Below are 21,043 nucleotides of genomic sequence, written 5' to 3' on the forward strand. Positions count from 1 at the left end.
TCTAATTAATTTTCATAGAACAATTCTTAGCATGTAATATTTTGCTCGTTCAGGGATAAAGCTAAATTTTTATTTGATAATAATTCAGGAGTTGATTGTTTCGTGAATTTGTAGCATGCAAAACCTTTAAAACACTTTTATATTGTATATAAATTATGTCCTGCTAAGGCTAAATTTCTGTAATGATAATGCTTAATTTATCAATAATTATATAATAACCACTTACAGCGATATTAATGGTTATTAATAATCACAATTACTAAAAAGAAAATAGATCAGACGCTACGCTTGCTTCATGCATCAAACTTTTAAGTTCTTTAACAATTTCTGGATGTTCTTCTGCTATGTTGTTTTCTTCTGCAAGGTCCTTCGATAAATCATAAAGTTCAAAATTGCCTTGTTTCTTTTTATTTATACTATACCAAACACCTTTCCAGTTTCCTTTTCTAATAGCTTTCCTTCCTCCTTTTATATTAAACTCCCAATATAAGTAGTCATGCTGCTTTTGGTTTTCATTTCCTAAAAGAGTTGGCAACATTGAAATTCCATCGCTTTGTTTTGGTGTCTCTATTCCTGCTAAATCTGCTAGCGTTGGCATAATGTCCCAAAACGCCGAAATATGATTTGAAACAGTTCCTGCTTTTATTTTTTTAGGCCACACGGTTATAAAAGGGCTTCGAATTCCTCCTTCGTACAAATCACGCTTAATACCTTTTAACCCTCCATTGCTGTTAAAAAAGTCTGGATTTGCACCGCCTTCTCTTGCTGGTCCGTTATCACTAGCAAACATGATTATGGTATTTTCTGAAAGACCTAATGTTTCCAATTTAGCAACTATTTCTCCTACTTGTTTGTCTAACCTATCTATCATAGTCGCATAGGTAGCATAGGGTTTTTCTTGAGGGCAATACTCATAAAACTTCATGTCTTCATCTCCATAATCTGAAGTGTATTTTTCTTCATTTTTAAGTGGTACTTCTTCAAACCTCCCGTTGTATTTAGAAAATAAAGTATCATTAGGTACTATAAGTTCTGCATGTGGTATCACAGAAGGAATGTACGCGAAAAAAGGGGTGTCTTTGTTGTTTTCAATAAACTTTAGTGTCTCTTCCTGAATTCTATCTGGTGCATATGTTACTTTTTGAGTCCAGTCATTACCCTCTAGAGAATCGATGTCTTTATTGTGATTTAAATATGGTGGATAATAACGATGTGCCAATTTCTGATCGTTGTAACCATAAAACTCATCAAAACCCTGTGTATTTGGGTCTCCTTCATTAAAACCTAATCCCCATTTACCAAACATTCCTGTAACATATCCTGCCTCTTTTAACACCTCGGCTATAGTGATAGAACTAGCTGGTAAAGGCACCTGACCTCCTTTTCCTTCCATGATTTCTTTGTTACCACGAATAGGTGTATGCCCAGTATGCTGCCCAGTCATCAATGAAGATCTTGCTGGAGCACAAACTGCCGCTCCACTATAATGCTGTGTAAATTTTATGCCTCGCGAAGCTAAAGCATCAATATTTGGTGTTTTAAATTTTTCCTGCCCGTAACAGCTTAAATCACCATACCCTAAATCATCTGCAAGGATGTATATAATATTGGGTTTTTTAACCTCTTCTTTTTTACTTTCATCAACATGTTGAGTTGTTTTTTTACAACTTACACATAGTGTTAAACCGATTACAATCCTTAAAGCTAGTTTTGTTTTTATCATTTATTTAAGATTTAAGACTCCTTTTTTAAGATCTTTGGATGTAACCGTCAACTTAGCCCCATCCATTACTTGCCCCATTTTCAGTATCACCAAACAGGCTCCTTGCTTTGTTTTTCTGGTTTCAATATTGCTAGCCGAAGTATCATCATACATATCACCATTAGACAATCCTAAAATTTCTGCATCGCCCTCTATTTTAAAATACAAATCCACAGGTTGATGGGTAACCAACACATTTTTTTTATCTAAAATCGATACTTCTATTTGAACGATATCTCCAGAATTGATATGTTTATTATAAGGCTTCAGGTTAATTTTATAAGGCTCTCCTGTTGTTTTTAACTCAAACTCGCAAACTTCTTTGCCGTTTATAATTCCAACAGCTTTTAAGGTGCCTTCTTCAAAAGCGGTATCTTGCCATTTCATAATCCAATTTGGGAAATCTGATAGCTTTTTATTGCCAATAAGCTTATTGTTTAGATATAAATTCACCGATTCACAATTGGTATAGGTTACTAAATCTTTCTTCTCTCCTTTTTTAAAATTCCATGCTTCATATATTGGAGGCCATCCCCAACGCCCAGATGTTGAAAAATCGTTAGCATCACCTTCATAAACGGCTATGCTTACCATGGGTTTTTCTGACCAAAACGCTTGGTATAAATACGATTCCGTTTTTTTAAATCCAGCTATATCCAACAACCCACTGGTTGAGCCTAATTTGGGATACTTTTTCGATTCCCCCAAATAATCAATCCCCACCCATAAAAAGAGCCCTATGTTATGGTCGTTCTCCAATACATCAATCCAAGGCGAGCGTTCAATATTTGCAAAACGTTTTTCTGGCGAACTGTTAAAGTATCTATAACTTTCGGTACTTACATAAGGCATTTCCAGATTTCTTTTTCCAATTTCTTTACACCATTGCTCACCATAGTTCAATGCTATTAAATCCATTTCACTACAAGTATTGATTATAGCATCAATTTTGTCATTTACAGGAATATCCCTACCTCTTTCCATACCCGAAACAACTGGACGTGTACTATCTAAACTACGCACATAAGACGTATATTTTCTTAACCCTTGAACTTGTTCTTCGGCCTCAGGCGGATAGTTTTCGTTACCAACGCTCCACATGATTACACTGGGGTGATTTCTATCTCTTAAAACAGTGGACTTGTAATTCTTTTGCCATTCAAATTCAAAATAAGGGTCACCAAAACCATTAGGGTTAAAAAAATTATTTAATCCTTTTCCTTTTTTCTCATTTGTTTTATCCGCATTCCACTTATCTACAAATTCATTCATTACCAAAAAGCCCATAGTATCACATAAATCCAAAAACTCCGGAGATGGTGGGTTATGTGCCGCTCTTATGGCATTACACCCTATTTCTTTTAAATTATCTAATCTTCGCTTCCATATTTCTATGGGTACCGCTGTACCTAAAATCCCACCATCATTATGCAAGCAAACCCCTTTTAATTTTAAATTTTCTCCATTTAGGAAGAACCCTTTTTTGGCATCAAAATCAATGGTTCTAATTCCGAATGTCGTTTCATAATTATCTACTGTTTTATTATTTACAATGACTTTACTTTTAGAAATATAAAGCTCTGGATTCTCAGTAGACCATAATATCGGGTTTTCAATATTTATAGTTTGGTTGACGGTTTTTGAAGTTTTTCTGTCAATGAATGCATTGGTTCGTACGATCCCTACTTGCTCTCCGTCTGCATTGTAAATTGTTGTTTCTAGAATGAGATTGGATGCATTAGCATAATTTCGCAATGTGGTTTGTATTAAAACTTCCGCTTGGTTACTCAAGACTTTTGGTGTGGTTATGAATGTACCCCATTGCTCTATGGCTAACTTGTTGGTTATTGTTAGCCGTACGCTTCTATAGACTCCAGAACCTGAATACCAACGGCAATTAGGCTGGATAGAGTTATCTACTTTTAAAGCAAACGTGTTTTTTCCTCCAAAATTTATAAATGGGGTGATGTTATAATAAAAACTGGTATACCCATCATGTTGATTCCCTACATAATGGTCATTTACCCATAGTGTTGCATTTTTGTAAACACCATCAAACTCAATTTTAAATTCCTTATTTGATTGTTCTTTAGGAATGATTATCGTTTTTCTGTACCACCCCACCCCACCAGGCAGCCAGGCATTTCTCCCCGAGTTTGATTCGTTATAGTCAAATTCAATACTCCAATCGTGAGGTACATCTAATATTCTCCATTCAGAATCATCAAAATCAATAGCATTGTATGCGATGCTATCCGACAATTGAAATTTCCACTCTTTATTAAAATTTTTAGTAATTCTAGCTGATTGATTTTTGGATGTAACGTTTACTAAAGCATCTTCATTATTTTGAGAATAGGTTATGGTGATAAAGCCAACTAAAAAAAGTTTAAGCAAATTGAATTTCATAATTTATTTTTAAATTTAATTCCCTTTACCTTTCGGATTACTTCTTAATTCCATTAAAGCTTGGTTTTTACCTACCAGTTCTAATCTTAAAGCTTTAACTTCTTCTTGTAGTTCTTTAACATTAGTCGGTAACTTCTCTTGCTCAACTTGTTCTACAACAACTATATCCTTGTTCCCTTTTTTTGATTGGGTCACGTAGTCATTATCATAAAGCATTTTTAATTTTGAGGGCTTAGATTCAAACGTGATTTCATCAGGTTCCAGTCCATTTACAAATGCTCTAACCGTTATTTTTCCTGGAGTAGTGGTTGCTCGAATTAAGGCTGTAGCTACTCCAAAAGAAGACTTTGCCGGGTTTCCAAAATTACGTACGCCTCCAATAACTTCAGCGGGGCCTTCTACTTCAAAGTACACGTATTCTTCTGCCAGTACTTTCTTCGCATTGTTTCTATCTACTATAGTTGCTCTAACAGGGACAAAATCCGAGTTATTAGCAATTAATTCTAAATCTTCATCAGCAATTGACAATTGTAGTCTTTCTGACCTTTCTGGATATAATTTGGTTTCTTTTACAACAACTTTACCATCTATTAGCCCTTCTGCAAGCATATACCTAACAACTCCTTTTTTATCACCTTTTCTATGTCTGATACTATCTAAATAGAAAACATTTTTAAACACAAACGGTGGATGTGGTAATCCTGAAAATTTAGGATCCGTGGATGGTTTTTGTGTTCCATAATCTTTACCCATCCATGTTAATTTTATTTCATCACAGTTACTGTAGATAATAACATTACTGGGGGATAATTGTGTTAACTCATTAGTTATATACAACATGGGACCTGTTTTAATACCATCTAATTTATAGTCTGGCATATTTTGACTTTGGTACAGGTAATAGGTATAGCGTGGTAAACGTAAGACGTTTAAATGTCCGCCCAAAAACGGATCGGGATGATAGCCTCTTTGATGATCTATTCCTGCCCACATAGCACCACCTAAGCGTACTTTATCGGTCTTAAATCGTTGCGACAAATATTTTGCTTGTCTCAATGATTGATCTAACATTGCTTTTTCTCCCCATTCCCTTCTTACTCTAACTATGGAATTTTGAGAATACCAATCATCAACTTCTCCGCCATCTCCAAACTCTCTGTTGAACGAATTTATGTTTTTGTCATTTCCATGGTAATACACATCCAGCCCTCCTTTTTTTGCTTCATCATGATCTGTTACGGTAAACATTCCTGGAAAAGGATATTCTGCATGTGCTGCTTTATGCATGTTATTCATGGCATAGTCTGGTTGATATGGTGTTTCGTTTAATGCCGTTTCCCACAATAAGATTGAAGGTCTATTTCTATCTTTCCTAACTAAATTTCGCGTATCCTGGTATAAGCGTTCTTCAAAGATTTTGTTCTTAAAATTAAAGAAGTGCCATCCTGGATTGGCAGTAGTGGTTAGCATGCCTAATTCATCACAGGCATCATAAAAAGCATCATCTTGGGGATAGTGCCCCACACGTATTATATGACTACCGCCTTCTCTTAACAGCTTAACATCTCTGTAATGTGCCGAATTAGGCAAGGCATTACCAACATAAGCATAATCTTGATGGCGATTTACACCAACTAATTTTTTTCCTACGTATTTCTTATTTACAAACAGCCCTTCTGCTCCTTTCATTTCGAATAACCGAATCCCAAAACGTGTTCGCATTTGGTCTACAATTTTTCCATCAACAATGACATCTGTTCTTAAAAAATGTAAATTCGGCGCATCGGGATGCCATAGTTTTACATTTTTAACCGTAAATTCTTTAATAAGTTGCTGGGTTTTATTTACTGCTAATTTAACGGTTTGCGAAACTGATTTAATTTCTTTGTAATTGGTATCCTCTAAAACAGATTTAACTGTAATGGTTTGTTTTTGTTTGGAATGGTTTGCTACTTCGGTTCGAATACCTATTGTCGCATTATTTCCATGAACATCAAGAGTACCTACAAAAACACCACCTCCAGCTTCTGTTTTGCTTAATTCTGTTAAGGTAACATGAACAGTTCCTGTTTTTATTAAATAAGTATCTCTATAGATGCCTCCCAAATAACTAAAATCCAGACCAGATTGATGTTTTCCTGGCGGATAAAGCTTACTGTCACTGTTATCTGCCATTACGGCCACAACATTTTTACCATTTTGGTTTAGTACATCTGTGACATCGGCTGCAAAAGGCAGATAGCCTCCATAATGTTCTGCTACCAAAGTGCCATTTACCCATACTTTGGCCAACCCCATAACGGCTTCGAAATACAAGTATACTTTTTCTTGCTCATTTTTTTTTAAATCAAAAACTTTTCTATACCATGCTTTTCCTTGATAGTTTCTACCTCCACTGGCATTTTCTGGTAAAATTTCTAAACCATGGGGCAAGTTTGCTGCTTCCCAGTTAGAATCGTCAAAAACTGACTGTTCTGCACCTTTGATGTCTCCTTTGTAAAATCGCCATCCTTGATTAAAACCAAACACGGAACGGTTACTGTTTTCTACCTCAAAAAAACCTGCCGTAGAAAATTTTTGCTGTGCGATTATCAAACATGAATAAAGCACAACAAATAGAAAAACTATATTTTTTTTTCTTAATTTCAACATGATTATAAATAAACTGATGCTATTTCTATATTAATTAGTTTCAAATTCAAAAACTTTTTGAATTACAAGATTGAGCTCTTAATAAATAAGCACTTTTAAAAAATGTCTTGGCTGTTTATTCCTTTTGTTTGTATTGTTTGTATAGATTTGTTATTCTTTTGTAACCAATCTCTTCTCCTGCTACCATTCTGGCATAGTCCTCTGGCATTTCTTTTTTCAACCATTCAATAACCAACGGTCCTGTCATTTTATTTGGATAATAGGCATCGCTTACTGGTATCATTAACTCATCATATTTTTGGGTCTCTTTGCGTAATTTTTCTAAGACAGCTTTATACTTTGGATCGGTTGCCAGATTGTTTAATTGATGTGGATCATCATTCAAATTGTACAATTCCTCTTTTGGCTTGGTGGGTTCGAAAAACGGTTTTTGATTATCATTTAACTTTCCTTCTTTATATAGTGTTCGCATGACATGGACTGCGGGTCTATAAAACTCCAAATAGGCCTGGTGTGCATCATATGGTACTTCTGGCATATCGTTTCTAATGTAAGACCACTCCCCAGAGGTCACTGCTCTAGACTTTTCTTCGATCTCATCCCATAAATCTCTTGCCCCATAGGCATATTGTCGGTTAAAACTTTCTGAAAAAATTGGCTTTCCTGTCATGTAACCAGGTACATCAATTCCTGCGAAGTCTATAATTGAAGCCGTTATGTCTGTAGCACTTACTACATCTTTTCTTATTTCACCACCTTTAAATTTATTTGGATAGTATATTATAAAAGGGATTCTTAGTCCAGGGTTTTGCAAGTAACCTTTTCCGCGTATATTACAGCGTCCATTATCTCCAATAAAAATCACAATGGTATTGTCTGCCATACCTTTGTCTTCTAGTTCTTTAAAGATCATACCCACCTCATTATCCATATACTCGATCTGGTCCAGATATTTTGCCCAATCCAATCGGATGGCTGGATGGTCTGCCATGTAGGGTGGCAAGGTTAACGTTTCTGGATTTACAGGGTGTTTGGATTGGCTTCTAACGTCATTCCACCATTCTCCTCTGTGTGTTACAACCAACTGTATTTGTGCAAAGAACGGTTCATCTTTCTTTTCAAATGTATCGTACTTATCAAATAGTCCAAATTGTGTTCTCCCATCCCAAACCCCCAATGGTTCGTGCTTGAAATTTACATCTATTTTTCGTCCTTTGCCTTTAACACCATGATTTCCTAAAATAGTCGTATAGCCTGCATCTCTCAACAATGCCGTAAATGGTTTGAATTGCGCATTTAAAGGCTCTTCCCTATTGCTTCTGTGGTGATGGGTATTGGTTTTTACCTGATGAGTACCAATCATCATTGCAGAACGACTCGGAGAACATATTGGATTGGTTACAAAAGCGTTTTCAAACAGAACTCCTTCGGATGCCATTTTGTTCAGGTTTGGTGTTTTTACGTCTGGCATACCATAGCATTCCAAATCGGTACTCATATCTTCCGCCATCAACCAAATGATATTTGGCTTTTTAGCTTCTACTTCGGGTTCTACTTGATTGGTATTTGTCTTGTTTTTACATGATAACAGAGTACAAAAAATTAGCCCTGATAGCATTGTTTTTTTTAATGATTGCATTGTACGTTACTTTTTAAACAAACCTCCCGCATTAGGATAATGTTCGTTACTTACACTTTCTTTTTGAAATATCTGATTCATTTGTTCTACTATTTCTGGATACTGAGCAGCAACATTATTTGTTTCAAATATATCTGTGTCTAAGTTATACAATTCTGTCTTACTTGAAGCAGCTGTTCTCAATGCTTTCCATTCACCCTTTCTAGCTGCTTGTGTCATACTTTTATGATATCCTCCTTCATGGATCTCCCAATATAAATGATCGCGCTTTTTTTGAGTCCCCCCTAATAATTCAGGTAAAATCGAAATACCGTCTGTTTGCTCTGGTTTAGGTATACCTGCAACGTCTGCAAATGTTGGCATCATATCATAGAATACTGCTTGCAAGTTTGTAGTTGCTCCTTCTCTGATTTTTCCTTTCCAGTAGGCTATCATTGGCACTCTAATCCCACCTTCATAAAGGGCACGCTTGTAACCTTTTAGCCCTCCTGAACTATTAAAGTATTCATTGTCATGGTAATTTTCCTTGTGAGGACCATTATCACTGGTAAAAATGATTAGAGTATTTTCTAATTCTCCACGTTCTTCCAGTTTATCAAACAGTCTTTTTATTTGTGCATCCAGCATAGTGATGCGAGCTGCATGACGCCGCTCTATTTCCAACCATTCTTCCGTCTTATCCACATACAGATCTGTTTTTCTTAAAAAGAATTCGTGTGCATGGGGAATTCTGTATGACATAAACAAAAAGAAAGGTTTATCGTTTTCCTTTTTATCCAGATAATCCAGAGCAAAGTTTGTTCTAAACTCGTCCAAACATTTATAGTTGTTGTAGTTGTAAAAAACAGAATCTTCGTCATTATTTACCCAGTGTTCACGCTCGTCCAAAACGACTCCCTTCTCGTTTACTCCCCATTGTTCTTGTACTGCATAACCAAAACCTCTGCCCTTGGCCCAAGTAGACTTGTCTTCTGGTACCCCTAGATGCCACTTACCAATCATAGCTGTTTGATACCCTGCATCCTGAAGCATTTCCCCTATGGTTATTTCCGATTTCTTTAAGGGCACCCTCCCTTTTTTGCCATTGATTAAGCCTCCATTAGCGCGAATAGTGGCATGCCCCGCATGTTTGCCCGTCATTAGTATAGCCCTAGAGGGTGAACAAACTGAGGTACCTGCATAAAAATCTGTAAATCGAAGTCCCTTTGATGCCACCTCGTCTAAAAAAGGAGTTTTTATATCCTTTTGCCCATAACTTCCTAATTCTCCATAGCCCATATCGTCTGCCAATAAAAAAATAATGTTGGGCTTTTCTCCAGCATACTTTTCTTTAACCTGAATAGTTTCAGCTTTTTTATCAGCATGATTACAGGCATTAAACACAAGTAAACCTGATATGGCTAAGGTCATTTTCAATAATTTCATTTTAGAGTTATTTAGTACGTTGGTATAGCTTCTTCTTCCCATTTCAATAAATTCGTTTTAAGTTGTATTTCTATATTTAATACTTTTAAACTGTTTTGTTCTCTTATATCTTTTTCTAGGTCAAACAATTGAAAATATATTGAATTTAGTACATTTCTATTCTTTTGGTGCATAAAAGTAGATGAAATTAAAATCGTACCAGTACACATAAATTTATTAAATGTCTCTTTACGTAAATTTAAAACGCCAAAACTAAAACGAGCTTTACTCATTAAAACCTATAAAATTTATTGAACACAGGGCTCCATTTATTTTAACTGAAACAGTGTATGTAGGTTTTAATAAAAAATTAGAAACAGATTAGATCTTAAGAAAAACATTTATTCTAGAGTATGATTATCACTTTCTTTATAAAATTATTTACGCCTAAACTCGATTTTTTTATTATTGCACCTTACCCATACACCTTAACACTTTCTTCATGAGGCTTTAACTTATATTGAATTCAAACGTATTAAAACTACACCATGAGGTTGCACAACCGCCGAAAAACTATCTTTGTAATTACCAATATCTTTTTGCCTCCAAAGGTCTCTAACGTTTTTTACACCCTCAATGCCAATATCTTTCCAACTCAAAGTAATGACTTGTTCTTCTTCCTTTAAATTGAATAATCCTATAGCTTTGGTTCCGTTGTGCATGTCTTTGACTACAATCTCTAAATCTTCATTATGAATGATTGATTTCCCTGGAATGCCTTTTTCGTCTTGATTAACGTCTAAAACTTCAGAATTGGTTAAAAGCTTCACCGTAAATTCGTCCATTCTTTCAATGGGACACCCAATAAGTAATGGTGCTGCCCATAAAGACCATAAGGAAATATGCGAATATTGCTCATCTGCCGTTAATCGGGATGGTATTGGGTTTTTACTTTTTGTATTGACCTCTCCTACTACCAACATATCTGGGTCTGGGAAATGTCCTGGTGCTCCTGGAAAACCATTTTCTAGCCAATGTCTGTGGGCTTTCCACTCATCCCGTATACTTTTATGACTTCCTTTACCATCCCATCTATCTTTTAAATCACCATACGTTCTAAAACAATTCACCTCTTCTCCAAATAATTCTGCGTGCTCTAATGGAGCCGTATTTGAAATGGAATACACGATATCCCTTCCACTATTCTCTAATGCTTCTGCCATTCTTATCGTACTAGCTGGCTCGTTTGGATTCCAATCGTATTTTAAATAATCTATTCCCCATTCTGCCCATTGTGTGGCATCATTAGTATCGAAAGTGTGTTCTGCTACTCGGATGTTAACTCTTTTAGGCTTTAATTTTCTATCGTCCATCGTTATATCCCAATAGCCATCTTCTCTATCACTAGATCCTCCAACACGACCAGCATAGGTTGTTATCCATGGTGATGAATATATCCCAACTTTTAGACCCATATTATGAATATCTTCACACATGGATGCCATATTGGGGAATTTGATAGAGTCTGCTAAAATAGCATTATGTTTTCCTCCTCTGTGAGATTGCCAACCATCATCCATGTTAATGTAAGACCATCCATAATTTTTTAATCCTTTATCAACCATTGCTTTAGCTGAAGCAATTACATTTTCCTGGGTTACGTATTCTCCCCAACAATTCCAACTGTTCCAACCTAATGGAGGCGTTAAGCATATGGTCTCTCCTACTTTTATTTTGAAGTTCTTTTTTTCTTCTCCCAAGTTATTTTTTGCAACAAAAACAATATCATAATCCTTTTGTTCTTCTGCTTTAATTGTACCACTAATAACTCCAGATTTGCTATTGACTTTCAACCCTTCTGGCAGGTTTTCAACAGAAAATACAAGTGGCTGTCTACCCGTTGCTGGAACGGTATATAAAAAAGGTGCATTGGGTCTAACTCCGAAAACAGAAGGTCCATGAATTTTTGGTTTATCGCCAACTTCTGGTGTTAAAATGTATTTACCTTCTCCTTTTTCTGGACTATAGATTTTGGTCTCTATTTTTGAGTTACAAGAAGAAACAATTAATAAAAGACTTACTAGTTTTAATACTGATTTTGAAATATTGCTGAATGGCATGGTAATAATTTATTACACGAAGAAAAATATAAACTACCAAAAACATGTCTGCATGAGTTCAATTAATGTCCCCATCAGTAACTATGATGATATATACTCATTAACCTATTCTTTCAGAATACATTAGAAATCTACACAAAACCATCTTTAATTAAAACAAAAAGGCGACAACTTTTGTTACCACCTTTGTCTAATAAATTTTAATCTGAATATTTATTAAAGATATATAATAATTTTAGTAGTTATTATAGTGCTACTTTTACAGTAGCTGCCTTATCATCTTTAGAAATTTTAACTAAATATATACCATTGGAAAGATTTATAGCTCCTACTCTTTGACCTGTTAAAGCGTACACTGCATCTAAATTTGCGCCCTTTACGGTAATATTACCCTCTTTAGCAAAAACCCTAGCACCTTCAATTATATTAGATTTTGTAGATAATGTTGGATTTGGCCCTATTGAAAATTCGTAAATTCTAATTACATCAAAAGCTGTAGCATTTATATCGTCGGTTGTGAAAGTAACACTTAAATCTGAAAGTGTTGCACCATCGGTAAAACCTGGAGTTACTATAATTTCCTGAATATCTGTTCCCGCAGTAGTAGAAACAAACGCCAGAGACTCTGTTAAAGTGGTTCCTCCATTCTCTTTGTATGAGACATTAATTTTTTCTATTTCAGGAGTAGTTAAGTCTTGATGTTTTATTTTACAATATATTACATCAGATGAACTAAGTGTTCCAGAATATGTTCCAACATAATTCATAGTTCCAATGTTATTAGCCCCAGGACCTCTGGTTTGGAACTTTCCATTATCTGCTGCCTCTTCTGGTTGGAATTGATTAAAAGTACTAACATCTGTTGATTTTTCTACATCTTCCCATTCTGCGGCGGCTTCATTTGCGTCACTACCAAATACAGTTGATACGACTTGCGCATTGTAATTTAATGCTGTTAAGCATAATGCTACTAATAAAGTAATTTTTTTCATAAGTTCTTCTAAATTTTAGTTGTCTTAATTCAAATTTAAAAGACTCTATATCTATATTGTTATCTATGAATAATTTATGCGTATCCCTAAATACTTTTTATTCTTACTACACCTTATTTCATATTAATGAGCTCTACAAAATAAACTTCATAGGGTTTTAATATAGGATTAGTATTAACCTCAACGCCTTTAATAAGATCAATACAAACAAACTGTTTTTTGTTTTTAAAAGAAATTTTTAAGCTAGCATTTGTTTTACCTACATTAACTACAGACAAAACATCATTTCCTTTTTTATTTTTCACTACTTTCCAAATACACCCCTTCTTACCTACTTTATTAGTTTCTTCTATTATTATATTACCTCCCAATCCTTTACGTTCCAAGAATAACATAAGTACTTTCTTTATTGATTCTTTAGACGAAAGCTCTATTAAGTTGCCGGTTTCCTGTTTTAAAGTTTTAGTCATTGGTACGCCATACTCATTTCTTTTCAAACTCTCTGAATCTATAATGACAGTTCCTCCTTGATCAAGATAATTTTGAATAGCATTAAATTCTTCTTCGGTAGCATATGGTGTTTTACGCACTAATACCACATCCCATTTCTTATGGTCCTGCTTTTCGAAGATATTTTTTGTAACAAACCCTAAAGGGATACCCTCAAAATTTAAACTTTCATACAGATGAAATAAGTCATCCATATGTTCCTTTTTATTTATTGCTGATGTTTTGGAATAAAAAATACGAACAGGTTTTCTTTGACGCTGCATCGCCATAATTACCTCTGCATTCGTATTTAAATCAATCATGGTAGTGGCAACTTCATTTGTTACTCTTGGTTGCTGACTATTAGAGCCTGCATATCCTTTACCTGCTCTACCAGAAATTGCTCCATTTTCTTTACGTGGCCAATACCATATCTGGCTTGCGGTCATACCATAAGTATGAGCCAGCCAAAACACAGCTCTAGCATATTGCGGGTCTAGATACAAGTTCCTCGATCTTACCGTTGATAAATAATGTAGTTCTGAGTTGAAATTAATTTTTTTCGGACTAACAGATTTCATAAAATCGAACCCCATACATAGTTCTCTCCATTCAAAGGCATAGTCTTTTTCCCATTCATAGGGCGGTCCCCACGTTCTGTTGTGTTCTGCACCAGAATCATTTCCAACAATACCGCTCATTTCTGTAAGCGCTTCTAAATCTATTCCGTGAGAACGCTTATTATCAGTCCATAAATTAGGCATGATTTTTAAATGCACTTTAGCATTGGTATCGTATTTCTTAATTTCATTTTTCAAAAATTGATACCATTCTGTAACTCTATGTAAATTAAATAGATTCCAGTCGTACCAAGTGGGAGTTCCCTGCAAGCCTGTATCTATTGGAATATTTATTCTTATTGTCTCAAAGTTTTTAAAATTGCTACTCCAAAGTTTATTTAAAACGTCTATGTTTTGATGTTTCTGTTTTAACCAATTTCTAAACTTGGCTTTGGTAAATTCTGTAACAGGACCAGATGCCCAAGCCAATTTATCACCCGTTTTTTGAGTAAAGAAATGAGGCTCATTGCATAACATATACCCCAATTCTGAAAATTTTCTATTAGCGGTAAATGGTACAACGGCTTTAATGAGTCGTCTTTGAAAATCTTTAGCCCCTGGATTGTCAATATCATACACGGTATATCTATCTGTTGGTAACACCAGTGAATCTCCGTATGCTTTAAGAGCCCATTCAGGTACTGTTTTATGGTTCAAGAAAATAAAACCGAGTGTACCATCCTCCTTACTACTTAGCTTATTATAAACACTTGGAATTAAACTACCGTCTTGTTGAATGTATGATGGTGTTATGAAAAACCCATCTTGATTCCCATGAAATTCTGTTAACTTTTTTGTATCTGGCTTCCAGGTATAATCAGTTAGAAATACTGGTCTACCCTCAAAGGTTAATTGGTCACCTTCAACGCCAACTCTTTCCCAATCTATGTTTTTTGATGGTTTTCTGAAAACCTGTTTATCGATTAGCAACTGCAGATAACTTATAGCCTCATCTAGCATGAGTACTACTTCTTTACGCTCAAAATCAGGAAGTGCTTTTGCTTTTTCAAGAGCATCATCTCTGTACAGCGGTACTTTTTTAAAATACTTTTCATTTTCTGCTATATGTTTTTCATCCCAGTTAGCATAGGTTAAAAAAGTCTCGGCAGTTCTTATAGTCGTTTTCTCTTTTAATACATCAATATCATTTCTCTCTGCTTTACTTATCAGCTTTTCAAGATTTCTTATTTTTTCTCTAGCTACTTTATCTAATGATTGAGCATTTATTTTAAATATTCCTATTAACAATAAAGCTACAAGGCTATATTTTTTTAAAAATATCTCCAGTTGTTTCTTCTTAATTCTTATCATACTTTATGCACATAATTATATCATCAAATAAACAACAAATCAGAAAGCAATAAGTATCTATTAGTATTTTAGTAGTCTCAATAAGTTTTCTTTTTAATTTAAAGAAAACTTATTGAAACACCTTAAAAAAATATGCCCTAACCTTACTTATTTTTTTACACAAAGTTTAAAAACATCACTACTAGCATGAATTTTCACAAAATACAAACCAGCATTTAGGTTTGAAATATCTATGGGTGATGGTTTTAAGCTGAATAATTGTTTAATTAATTTACCATTGGTATCGTAAATAGATACATTACTTCCTACAGCATTAGTTATTTTAATAAAATTAGTAGCAGGGTTAGGTATAATTTTAATTTCAATGGATTCTAATTCATTATTACCTAAGTCTTGATTTTTAGTTTTCAAAACTGATTTATTACTATTATTTTGTAATGGATTTGGAGTATTCTTTAAAGCATTAGGCACAAAAAGAACATTTTCGATTGGTGTGAAACTGCAGTTTTCAAAATCATTCGCTCCAGGATCTGTGATAATATCTACAACATCGTTCCTATAATTATTTGCTGTTAAACCAATAATTTTCACATTATAAGATCCAGACCCTCCACTATTAGCAATATTATAAATTGGAGCTATAGATGGTGCTATAAAAAAGTTTCCAGCACCAGGGATAGGCGTTGTATTAGCCCTGTTTCTTATAGCACAAGGCATATATCTTAATTCTTGTTTTCTGGTTTGCGCAGTATTTCCAAAAGTAGTTGTAATATTTCTTACTGTTGATCTATTACTCTGAAAAGTCCCAATAGGAAAATTAGATTCATCTGGTCTATTAGGGGATCCAATAGTTCTAAATCCTTTAGCTAAAAAAACAGCGAACTCACTATTTGTAGCAGTAATATTCCTCATATCAAAGAACCCTTGAATATGGGTATGGGGAGATGCAAAAACTGCACACCTACCGTTTTTAACTCTTATAAATCTTCCCCAAATAGCATCCAATTTAGTTATCGTTCTATTTTCAGTATTTAATGTTGATAATCCTTCTCCTAAGCCTGATTCCATTCTTATAGTAGCGCCTCCACTACCTTCAATATTACGGAAATAGATATTGTTTCCCACTTGTATTTGTATAACTCCCCATCCAGGGTTATAACCTGTACCTGTTATGTTTTCAATAAGTCCCTTTGTAGGTGCAGCAGCTTTTTGTTGACGGTTGTTTGATGGCCCAACCGTACCTTGAGCCTGACCTGGTAAAAACTCAATAGTAGGAAACTTTGTTGTATCATCAATTACGTTAATATTTCCTATTTTGAAGTTTCTCGCATTTCCAATTCTAAAACTTCTAGAACCATCTCCAGGATTTAACCTGTTGGCAATATTAATGGTAAACCTACTATTATTCGAAAATCCTGTAAAACTAAAGTTTTGGGTTGTTCTACACCCAGTACAATTTCCAATATCTGTTCCATTGGCTATAATCATATCTCCTGGTCCAAAAGGCTCAATAACAACGCCAGATTTACATCTTACATGTACATTAGATCTTAAAACCAGACCTCTAATTCTGTAAGTACCATTATTTAGTGTTAACACACCTCCTTTTCTTGTAATTCCGTTGCTATCTGTAGTTCGGTTAACAGCTAAACGGTTAATTTCTGCCTGAATTCGATTAGTATCATTACCTGTACCCGATGATGGACCTATGGTAATCTGGGCTGCTGCTGCCGTATGTATCGTTGGTGTATAAAAAGTTGATATTGGCGGTAAATCTTGCGCATTAACAATAATGCCAATAAATACCACAATAAATAATAATTTGTACTTCTTTTTGTTAATTTTCATAATGTTTAGTTTTGAGTTCTTTTACTCAAATCTAACCACAAACTCCTGTTTTTATGTTCCTTACGGTACAAAACTTGTCTATCTTAGTATAAAATAGATTTGAAAATGATAAAAATCAGAAATAATATAATATTGGATTTTATTGGAATAATTCAAGCAGTAGTATAATTATTAGTTTTTAAACTCAATTTTAAACACATAAGCTGCTTTACATGGGCTTTTGCCCTTTATGTTTATAGTTAAATAATGGTTTGTTTGCGACCAATTAATTTTATTCTTTCCACTTATAAACTCAACCGAACTAATACTTCTATCATCTACTTTACTAAGTTTAGATAATGTTTTAATGGTGAATACATTATCCTTAGGCCAATCCAGTACAGTTGCATATAAAACACCTTTCTTCTGGGTAAACCTAACATCTTGAGATGTGAATACTTTATTTTTCTTTTCAGAGTGATGTCCCTTATTCACTTGTGTAGGCCCTTCACCATATACCAACCAGGGTCTGGTATCATAAATAGCTTCACCATTTATTTTTAACCAATCGCCTATTTCTGTTAGAATTTTTACGGATTCTTGTGGAATTGTACCATCTGCTTTAGGTCCAATATTTAATAACAAACAGCCATTTTTACTCACAATATCAATAAGTTCGTCAATGAGATAATTTGAGGTTTTATAATCTTCATTATCAATATACCCCCAGGATTTATAACCTACGGATGTGTCTGTTTGCCATGGATATTTAAAGATATTATCCATTCTACCTCGTTCTATATCTAAAACAATTAAATCTTCTGGAAAGGATACATTCCTCATATTTTTATTCTGAAAAACAACTTCTTTATTCCATATTTCTCCTTTGTTGTAGTAATATGAAAGAATTTTAGAATGAACTGATTCAAAACCTGGTTTATCCAATCCAAAATCAAACCATAACAAATCTGGTTGGTATTGATCAATAATATCTGTGGTACGGTTCCACCACGTATCTAAAAATTCTTGTGATGGTTTTGATTTATTCTTAACAGGTTTCCAGTATAAATCAACATATTCTGTATTGGAATTATCGTATTCTGTTTTTTTCCAATAATAATTTCGCCAATTAGCTAAATGTGATGAAGTACCAAATTTTATCCCTTGTTTTCTCACAGCTTCAGCCAATGCACCCAAAATGTCTTTTTTAGGCCCCATGTTTACGGCATTCCAACGCGTATAATTAGAATTATACATTGCAAAAGCATCATGATGCTCTGCTACAGGGACTACATAACGTGCTCCAGATTTCTTGAACAATCGCGCCCATTTTTCAGCCTTAAATTTTTTGGCTTTAAACATGGGAATGAAATCTTTGTATCCAAATTCTTTATGATTACCATAGGTCTTTTGGTGATACTCATAAGTATTAAAGCCATCTTTCTTTATATGGTCCTTGTAATACATATATTTAGGATACTTTTCATCTCCTTTAGCTGGTACCGCATATGGCCCCCAATGAATAAAAATGCCAAACTTGGCATCTCTAAACCAGTCAGGTATTTTATAACGGCTTCTAATAGATTCCCAATTAGCTTCATAAGTATGCCCTTTTTCTGAATTAGTAGCTTCATCCTGTGAAAAGGCTCTACCAAAAACCAGTAAAAATATGATTAGGGAAATATGTTTTAATGTCATGGTATTTATTGGTTTAATCTTCTAATGTAAATTTCAAACTCAATTCACAATCACTACTGCCTCCTACCCACAAATCGTATGCTCCAGCCTCAGTTGTGTATTTATTATCTAAATTATAAAACTCAAAATCTGAAGCTGATATTTTAAAAGTAACTGTTTGAGTTGCTCCTGCTTTTATTGTTAGCTTAGAAAACTTAACTAATTCCTTTTTAGGACGCGTTATACTGGCCACTTTATCATGAATATAAAGTTGCACAATCTCTTTCCCTTCTCTTTTCCCTGTATTAGTGACATCGACACTCACAGTAATAGTTCTTTCTTTGCCTAAAGTATTAGATGATAATTTAAGATTAGAATATTTAAAACTAGTATAACTTAACCCAAACCCAAATTCAAATAAGGGGTTAGCATCTATATTTTTATATTTATTCTCTCTTGGTCTTCCGCTAATTCTATCGGAATAAAACACAGGAATTTGTCCATTTGTCTTAGGAAATGAGCAGGTTAGTTTCCCACTCGGGTTCACATCACCAAATAAAACATCAGCTACTGCATTACCAGCTTCTGTACCTGGGTGCCACGCAATTAAAATAGCATCAGCGTAATCCATGATTGGTGTTAACACCCATGGGCGCCCATTAAAAATAACAACGACTACTTTTTTTCCTTTGGCTTTTGCTTCTTTAACTAATTCAATTTGAGATTTAGGAATCGTTACATCAGTAATACAATTCGATTCTCCAAAGTTCCCTCCAGATTCACCCAAACATATCAATACCGTTTTATCGTAGTTACGGGCTAAAGACCCATGAATAATTTCAAGTTTACTATCGGTTTTATTTCTAATACCTTCTTCAACGGTTACAACATTATTGTCATCAGCATTACCAATCCACCAACCTAGCATGTCCTTACTGTTAACAAATGGTCCTTCAACAATTAACCTCCTCATATTTTTAGACAACGGTAAAATCCCATTATTCTTTAATAATACCATAGATTCTGCGCCAGCTTTTCTCGCCAATTCTCTATTCGCTTGCGTAAGTTGTACTTTATCAGATTTTTTATCGTCTATATAAGGGTTATCAAATAAACCCAGTCTATACTTTATTCGTAATACTCTTCTAACAGCCTCATCTATAACCGCTATTTTAACCTTGCCTACTTTTACAGATGTTATAAGGTTTTTGAAAGTATCGCTTCGCATCTCCATATCCAAACCTGCATTAATGGCTTTTTCGGCCGATTCTTTATCGTTTCCAGAAATGCCATGATTTTTCAATTCTAATACGGCATCCCAGTCACTCAATGTAAAGCCATCAAACCCCCATTGTTCTTTTAAAACTTCCTGCATGGTAAACCTATTAGCTGATGCTGGAACGCCAGAAATATCGTTAAACGCAGTCATTACAGAGACAGCACCTGCATCTACAGCGCTTTTAAAGGGCGGCAAATAGGTGTTTAATAGTGTATTTTTAGATATTTCTGTGAACTGTTTATCACGACCTCCCATAGATAGTCCATAGCCTACAAAATGTTTTACACAGGAGCCTATGTTTTCATGACTACTTAAGTCATCACCTTGATATCCTAAAACTGTAGCCTTACCAAAGGCTGCGTTTAAAAGCACATCTTCACCATAACATTCTGAAATTCTCCCCCAACGTGGATCACGAGACACATCTACCATTGGGCTAAACGTCATATCAATTCCATAATACCTAGCTTCTTTGGCCGCCATAGATGCTACGTCTTTTGCTAAATCTAAATCCCAAGAGGCAGACAGTCCAAGTGAAATAGGATATATTGTTGAAAAGCCATGAATGACATCATAGGTAAATAGAATAGGAATCCCTAATCTGGATTTCTCTACAGCTATTTTTTGCAAACGATTTCTTTCTGAGGGTGTATAATGCCTTTTATTAAAACTGCAAAAAGACCCCACTTCTCCCGCTGCAATTTTTTCTCCTACTTCTTTAGTGTGTTCATCTAAAACTGGTTGAGATAATTGCCCTATTTTTTCTTCAAGGGTCATTTTCTTTATAAGTGTTGTGATGTTATTCTCAATAGTAAGATCTGCTTTTTGTCCAAAGATATTTATTGACATAAATAAACATAAA

The 21,043-nt window shown here is 34.6% G+C and carries 12 protein-coding genes; all 12 read right to left on the reverse strand.

Features of this window, described 5'->3' with window-relative positions:
* Nucleotides 1-259 precede the first annotated feature (259 nt).
* A complete protein-coding gene (locus tag HHX25_RS04755) occupies nucleotides 260-1,723 on the reverse strand; it encodes an arylsulfatase (RefSeq protein WP_169670689.1) in 1,464 nt (487 codons plus the stop codon).
* A complete protein-coding gene (locus HHX25_RS04760; RefSeq protein ID WP_169670691.1) occupies nucleotides 1,724-4,171 on the reverse strand; it encodes a glycoside hydrolase family 2 TIM barrel-domain containing protein in 2,448 nt (815 codons plus the stop codon).
* 15 nt (nucleotides 4,172-4,186) lie between these two features.
* Complete coding sequence (locus HHX25_RS04765) at nucleotides 4,187-6,823, reverse strand: glycoside hydrolase family 2 protein (protein WP_169670693.1); 2,637 nt, start codon at nucleotides 6,821-6,823, stop codon at nucleotides 4,187-4,189.
* 115 nt (nucleotides 6,824-6,938) lie between these two features.
* Nucleotides 6,939-8,462, reverse strand: coding sequence for a sulfatase family protein (locus HHX25_RS04770; protein ID WP_240964234.1), 1,524 nt, complete (start codon nucleotides 8,460-8,462; stop codon nucleotides 6,939-6,941).
* A 6-nt stretch (nucleotides 8,463-8,468) separates the two neighbouring features.
* Nucleotides 8,469-9,887 (reverse strand): arylsulfatase, encoded by a 1,419-nt coding sequence (locus HHX25_RS04775; protein WP_240964236.1) that lies wholly within the window; start codon nucleotides 9,885-9,887, stop codon nucleotides 8,469-8,471.
* An 11-nt stretch (nucleotides 9,888-9,898) separates the two neighbouring features.
* Nucleotides 9,899-10,159 (reverse strand): hypothetical protein, encoded by a 261-nt coding sequence (locus HHX25_RS04780; RefSeq protein WP_169670697.1) that lies wholly within the window; start codon nucleotides 10,157-10,159, stop codon nucleotides 9,899-9,901.
* 222 nt (nucleotides 10,160-10,381) lie between these two features.
* The gene (locus HHX25_RS04785; protein ID WP_169670699.1) at nucleotides 10,382-11,986 is read right to left on the reverse strand and encodes a putative Ig domain-containing protein; all 1,605 of its coding nucleotides are present in this window, start codon (nucleotides 11,984-11,986) and stop codon (nucleotides 10,382-10,384) included.
* 245 nt (nucleotides 11,987-12,231) lie between these two features.
* Entirely contained in the window at nucleotides 12,232-12,978 is a 747-nt protein-coding gene (locus HHX25_RS04790; protein ID WP_169670701.1) for a hypothetical protein, read from the reverse strand.
* A 113-nt stretch (nucleotides 12,979-13,091) separates the two neighbouring features.
* Nucleotides 13,092-15,398: a beta-galactosidase gene (locus tag HHX25_RS04795; RefSeq protein WP_169670703.1), complete on the reverse strand. Its 2,307-nt coding sequence runs from the start codon at nucleotides 15,396-15,398 to the stop codon at nucleotides 13,092-13,094.
* Between the two features lie 147 nt (nucleotides 15,399-15,545).
* Nucleotides 15,546-17,246 (reverse strand): T9SS type A sorting domain-containing protein, encoded by a 1,701-nt coding sequence (locus HHX25_RS04800; protein ID WP_169670705.1) that lies wholly within the window; start codon nucleotides 17,244-17,246, stop codon nucleotides 15,546-15,548.
* Between the two features lie 171 nt (nucleotides 17,247-17,417).
* Nucleotides 17,418-18,923, reverse strand: a complete 1,506-nt coding sequence (locus HHX25_RS04805; protein ID WP_169670707.1) for an alpha-L-fucosidase — start codon at nucleotides 18,921-18,923, stop codon at nucleotides 17,418-17,420.
* Nucleotides 18,924-18,936: 13 nt separating this feature from the next.
* Nucleotides 18,937-21,030, reverse strand: a complete 2,094-nt coding sequence (locus HHX25_RS04810; RefSeq protein WP_169670709.1) for a glycoside hydrolase family 3 N-terminal domain-containing protein — start codon at nucleotides 21,028-21,030, stop codon at nucleotides 18,937-18,939.
* Nucleotides 21,031-21,043: the final 13 nt, after the last annotated feature.

Origin of the sequence: Flavivirga algicola, from assembly GCF_012910715.1 — a bacterium.
GTDB classification, from domain to species: domain Bacteria; phylum Bacteroidota; class Bacteroidia; order Flavobacteriales; family Flavobacteriaceae; genus Flavivirga; species Flavivirga algicola.